This window comes from Waterburya sp. (assembly GCF_058530065.1).
The window spans coordinates 1-5,523 of record NZ_JBZNBU010000384.1 but is presented as its reverse complement, the minus strand read 5'-3'; the positions used below and the strand labels follow the sequence as shown (position 1 = coordinate 5,523).

Genomic DNA, 5,523 nt, shown 5'->3' with positions numbered 1-5,523 from the left:
GCTTCCCGTACATTTTACGGTTCGGTAATCCGCATATTCTTTGGTTAACTTGTGTTAGTCATTTTTGTATCCAACTGAACGATAGTCATACCCTTCTAGTTGCTAGAAGCTCCTACTACCAACGAATCGCACTATTTCCACCATTTGCTTCATTCAAGGCTTGGGCGGAAATCTTACTATTATTGGCTAAAGTTAGATCTCCAGAAAGATTGAATTGAATATTACCTGCATTGCCACTACCTTGACTTATAGTTCTGATTTCTGCATCATTGAACAAATTTAAAGTTTGAGCTTTAACGAAGATATCTCCTCCAGCAGCATCATTTTCTGTTCTAGCTTGAATGAAAGCATCATTACTAATTTCAATATTCTCAACATTAACAATGATATTTCCAGCATTTCCTTGTCCTTCTGCTAGAGTACTGGTGGATAAACTAGAACCATTCTGTAATCTAAATAATTCTGAATTCAATTCAATATTGCCAGCATTTCCTCTTCCTTCTTCTTGTACTTCGGACAATATTGCACTCTCCCTATCAATGATGATTGATTCGTCAGCTTGAATAATTACATCTCCAGCATTACCCACTGCTTGAGTTTGAGTTACTATCAAAGATTGATTTTCTAATAAGATATTTCCTGTATTGATTTCCAGCCTTCCAGCATTTCCTTCTACTTGTTCTCCTAAAAGTCCTACTCCAGTAACAATATCGCTTCCATCTTGTAATAAAACTCGATCGTCAGCATTAATTACTATATTTCCAGCATTTCCAGTTTGTTGAGTGTCAGAAAGGATGGTAGAGTTTCGATTTAAGGAAAGAATATCTGTATTAATTTCCACACTTCCCCCGTCTCCTTCTCCATTAGAAAAAACCTGAGAGATTATCTGAGATTGGTTATCCAGCTTAACTTCTCTTGATGAATTGATAATGATATTTCCAGCATTGCCAAATGCAGAAGTAGGTGTTAGTATTTCTGCTCCATTGTCGAACGACAAAACTCTAGTATTCACTTCAACTGTCCCAGCATTGCCAACTCCATTATCTTCATTCTCAAATAATGCTCCCCGAACATCACTTTTTAATGCGGTAGCTCTGGTAATTTCAAAGCCAAAAGTATCAGAAAATCTTGGTATATTATCTCCTCTTCCATCAAGACTGACAAAATCCCTAGCATTTATAGTTACGTTGCCACCATTACCTTCTCCAGCAGTACTAGCCACCAATCCTGCCCCATTAAATAGAGAAATCGAACCTGTCGTGATGGTGATATTACCCGCGTTTCCTACGACACCAGCAACAGGATCGTCATTTGCTTTTAGACCAACATTACTAACCACTCCTCCACCACTACCATCTAAGGAAATTTCATCGGCATTAATCTCAATGTCACCTGCATCCCCTTGACCAAAGGTACTAGCAATTAATCGCGAAGCCAAATCGTCACCTCTGAGTTCGTCGGTAAATTCTATGTTTGTCGCAGTAATAAATATATTCCCCGAATTACCAATTCCTTCTGTAGCAGTACTAATTTGTGAATTATCTTCTAACAAAATTGACTGTGCATTAACAACAATATCTCCAGCTTGAGCGTCGGAAGAGCCTAATGTAGATTCAATTCCACCTAGTAAGATGCTTTCTTCGGCAAGAGAAAAATTAAGAGCGTTGACGTTAATAAACCCTCCCCCAGCATCCCGTACTTTAACTAATGCTCCATTAGTCAGGGAAACATTAGATCTTTCTACTGTTTCAGGAAAACTCAAACTACCGTCATTATTGATGGCAATTTCACCTGTTACAGATAATCCACCTAGGTTAACTATTCCTCCAGGTGCAGTTATTACTCCTCCATTAAAATTAAGATCGCCACCTAACAAACTAAGGTTACTACCAGAATTTACTGACAAACCCCTACCATCATTAGCGATTGAATTATTAATAATCTCCCCTGGATTATCTCGAAAACCTAACCCAATAGGGGCATTTACAGTTAAAAGAGGAGGATTTTCTAAATCTGCCGCGCTAAATTCTCCACCATCAAACAAAATACTGCTAGCAGTACTTCCATAAAACGAACCGCCTATATCTAGTCTGGCGTTTTCGCCAAAGATGATTCCTGCGGGATTGATTAAAAATAGATTGGCACTTCCATTAGATCTAATTAACCCATCGATATTAGAGATATTTCCGCCAGTGACTCGACTAAAAATATTCTCGATTGCATTAGCATTATTAAAGAAAGCTTCACCATTCCTAGGTACGGAAAAGTCTTGAAAGGAATGAAATAGATTACCGCCTCTAGTTTCGCCTCCAGTAATTTCTGAAACATTATTATTGGTGTTGACTTGAGTATTAACCGTACCGTCTGATGTAACCTGGGAAAAAACGGGACTAACGGACAAACATAAAACAGTGCCTAAAGAAAGCTGTAGTGGGACATACAAAGCCTTTGACATCGGTAATATTTTTTAGATATTTTAAGTAACTTAATTTCAATAACACTACCATTATTAATAGTCAAATTAAGTCTTAATTTATTATTGTTTTACGATCGCCAGCAAGAAAATACCTTCTGACTTCTGATTTCTGAAAGCCTTCAATTGACGAAGAACCAGTCAAATGTTAAATGTTAAATGTTTAATGTTGAACGATAATGGTTGATTTGTGGCGATTTTCGGCTTTCATAGTACTAGGCTCGTGCTTATCTCAAATACCTCTCGAAGCTTGGAGTATGCCACCAGTCAAATCATTCGATACTCCAATTCGGGTACAGTTTCCCAAGTATTTAATTGCAAGCGATCGCCAAAAAAATCAACAGCAATTTTTGATTTCTAGCCAAGAAACCGAATTTCAACCTTCGATTCCCATCGATAAAATCGACGTAATTGAAGTTATCGCCGATCGCCAGGAATACGATAGTAATTCAGAAACCATACTCGCTGAAGGTAATGTAGTCTTGCGGTTTGCTCAATCGGTACTGACGAGCGATCGCCTGGAGGTTAATTTGGCAGATCGCATTGCTGTAGCTACGGGTAATGTTAGCCTCAAGCGGGGGGAACAAGTATTGCGAGGGGAGAGGTTTGAATATTATTTAGTGGCAGATCGGGGAGTTATTTTTAAGGCGGGGGGAGAAATATTTCAGCCCAGTTTGAGCCAAGATACGGATTTAGATCGAGAATTAGCCAACGACAGAAATATCTTAGATCGAGCATTGAGCGATCGCTTGCAAACCGAACAACCAATTAATGATGTAACTACCACAGGGGAATTTAGTACTTCTCTTGGTAGCAGTCGGGATATAGATCTTATTGGCGGTAATAATGATACTGGCGGTACGATTAATCGTCTCAGGTTTGAAGCAGAAAGAATCGACTTCGAGGGTAGGGATTGGGAAGCAACTAACTTAACTTTAACTAACGATCCTTTTTCTCCTCCCGAATTAGAAGTACGTGCTGAAAAAGCAAGTTTTCAGCGATCGGATTCTGGTAATAACAGCCTGACTACGAGCAAATCCCGATTGGTGCTGGATGATACTTTAACCGTACCCCTATTAGTCAGTAACTTTACTTTCGACAATCGCCCCCGCAATCCAGGTATAGTTAGCGTTGCCTTTGATGGAGAAGAAAGGGGTGGTTTATTTATCGAAAGATCTTTTTCTTTTTTAGAAAGCGATCGCATTAGTTGGAGTGTTACTCCCCAATATTTTTTGCAACGAGCCTTGTTTCCTACTGCTTTTGGTATTAGCGACAGCGATGAAGGGGGAGTATTAGATTCTGGGGCATTGGGCTTAAAAAATCGAATTGATATTGCGATCGCTCCAAAAACCAGTTTTAGTAATAGTTTTTCTTTGACTTCTTTTGATGCTAGGGAAATTGCTGACAATTTTCGCACTAAAACCAGACTGCAACAAATTGTCGGCAGACCCCAAAATCCCTATCAATTTGCTTTAGAATACAATTATCGCGATCGCCTGTTTAATGGTTCTTTGGGGTTTCAGAATGTTAGGAGTAGCATTGGTGGAGTGGTAACTTCTCCCAATATTACCGTAGGGGAAACTGGAATTAATTTTAACTATCAAGCCTCGATTCAAAATATCAATGCCGATACCGACAGGCTAGATTTATTAGCAGCCGAAAGAGAAAGCGATCGCATTAATTTAACTCGCTACCAAGGAGCAATTTTTGTCAGAAAAAACTTTTCCCTTTGGTCGGGGAAACCATTACCCAATACTAAAGAAGCAGGATTGCGCTATACTCCCACTCCTGTTGTTCCCTATCTAGAACTAATTACAGGAATTAATGGCGTTACCAGTTTTTACAGTAATGGCGAACAACAACCATCTTTAGAAGGAACAATCGGCTTTCAAGGTCAATTAGGTCATTTTTCCCGTTCTTGGCTCGATTATACGGGTTTTAAAGTCAGTTATTCCCAAAACTTGCGAGGAGATGAATCTCCCTTTCTGTTTGATCGCTTGGTAGATCGTCAAACTCTAGATCTAGCCATTAGCCAACAATTATATGGGGCAATTCGCTTGGGTGTTAGTACTTCTTTAGACCTTGAAAATAATATTGATGAAATTAGTACTGACTATAGTATTGAATACAGCCGTCGCACCTATGGCATTATTTTGCGCTACAATCCCGTTTTAGAACTGGGTTCTTTTAGTTTCCGCATTAACGATTTTAATTGGCAAGGAAACCCCCAACCATTCCGCGATGAAATTACTCCCTAGAAAAAAGAGATGTTTGTGAAAGCATCTCTTACAGTAAGAACAAATATTAATTTAATCGATTAATTATTAATCAAATAAACCAAGACAAACAACACCAGCCAAATCACATCGACAAAGTGCCAGTAAATCTCTGCTGCTTCGACACCAAAATGACTACTAGCAGAATAATGTCCCTCTTCTCGCGATCGCCATAATACAAGGAGAATTAGAGCAACACCAGTCATTACGTGCAAACCGTGAAATCCAGTCAAGACATAAAAACAACTGGCGAGTAAATTTTCGGTCAGACCAAATTCAGCATGGGAATATTCATAAACCTGCCCTAACAAAAAGACAGCACCCATGGCAGCGGTAATAGCAAAATATTTTTGCAAACCTTTGACATTATCTTGTTTTAAAGCCTTTTGTCCTTCGTGCATCACAAAGCTACTAGCTACCAAAATAGAAGTATTAATTAGTGGCACGAGCAATTCAAATTCAGGCATCCCTTCGGGGGGCCATAGGGGCATAATCGCTCTATATATTAGCAATGCTGCGAAAAAGCCCGCAAAGGTCATACTATCAGAAACCAGAAAGATATACAGACCAAACATCCGATGATCTGGATGTCCGTGATGTCCGTGTTCTGCATCTTGTTCCGCTGCAATTGCAATTTGTGATTTACTATCTACGGTTGAACCTTGCATATGTATCGTTGATTGTTAATTGTTTATATGTTACGTCTGATGTGAATTAAAAAATCTTACAATCCTTTAAATTACCTTCTCTAAATATGAGATTTTATTACTTGTC

At 38.9% G+C, this 5,523-nt stretch carries 3 protein-coding genes; 1 reads left to right on the top strand and 2 read right to left on the bottom strand.

The window, feature by feature from the left end:
* Positions 1–115: 115 nt before the first annotated feature.
* Positions 116–2,455, bottom strand: coding sequence for a two-partner secretion domain-containing protein (locus AC33VI_RS22570; protein ID WP_491784514.1), 2,340 nt, complete (start codon positions 2,453–2,455; stop codon positions 116–118).
* Positions 2,456–2,652: 197 nt separating this feature from the next.
* Here AC33VI_RS22570 and AC33VI_RS22565 point away from each other — a divergent pair, with 197 nt between their 5' ends.
* Complete coding sequence (locus AC33VI_RS22565; RefSeq protein WP_491784513.1) at positions 2,653–4,731, top strand: DUF3769 domain-containing protein; 2,079 nt, start codon at positions 2,653–2,655, stop codon at positions 4,729–4,731.
* Positions 4,732–4,790: 59 nt separating this feature from the next.
* Here the strand turns inward: AC33VI_RS22565 and AC33VI_RS22560 are convergent, their stop codons facing one another.
* The gene (locus AC33VI_RS22560; RefSeq protein ID WP_491784512.1) at positions 4,791–5,417 is read right to left on the bottom strand and encodes a cytochrome c oxidase subunit 3; all 627 of its coding nucleotides are present in this window, start codon (positions 5,415–5,417) and stop codon (positions 4,791–4,793) included.
* Positions 5,418–5,523: the final 106 nt, after the last annotated feature.

What these genes read in the sequence shown, in the direction of transcription:
- AC33VI_RS22565 (WP_491784513.1), top strand. Translation starts at nt 2,653, where the DNA reads ATGGTTGATTTGTGGCGATTTTCGGCTTTCATAGTACTAGGCTCGTGC.
- AC33VI_RS22570 (WP_491784514.1), bottom strand. Translation starts at nt 2,455, where the DNA reads ATGTCAAAGGCTTTGTATGTCCCACTACAGCTTTCTTTAGGCACTGTT.
- AC33VI_RS22560 (WP_491784512.1), bottom strand. Translation starts at nt 5,417, where the DNA reads ATGCAAGGTTCAACCGTAGATAGTAAATCACAAATTGCAATTGCAGCG.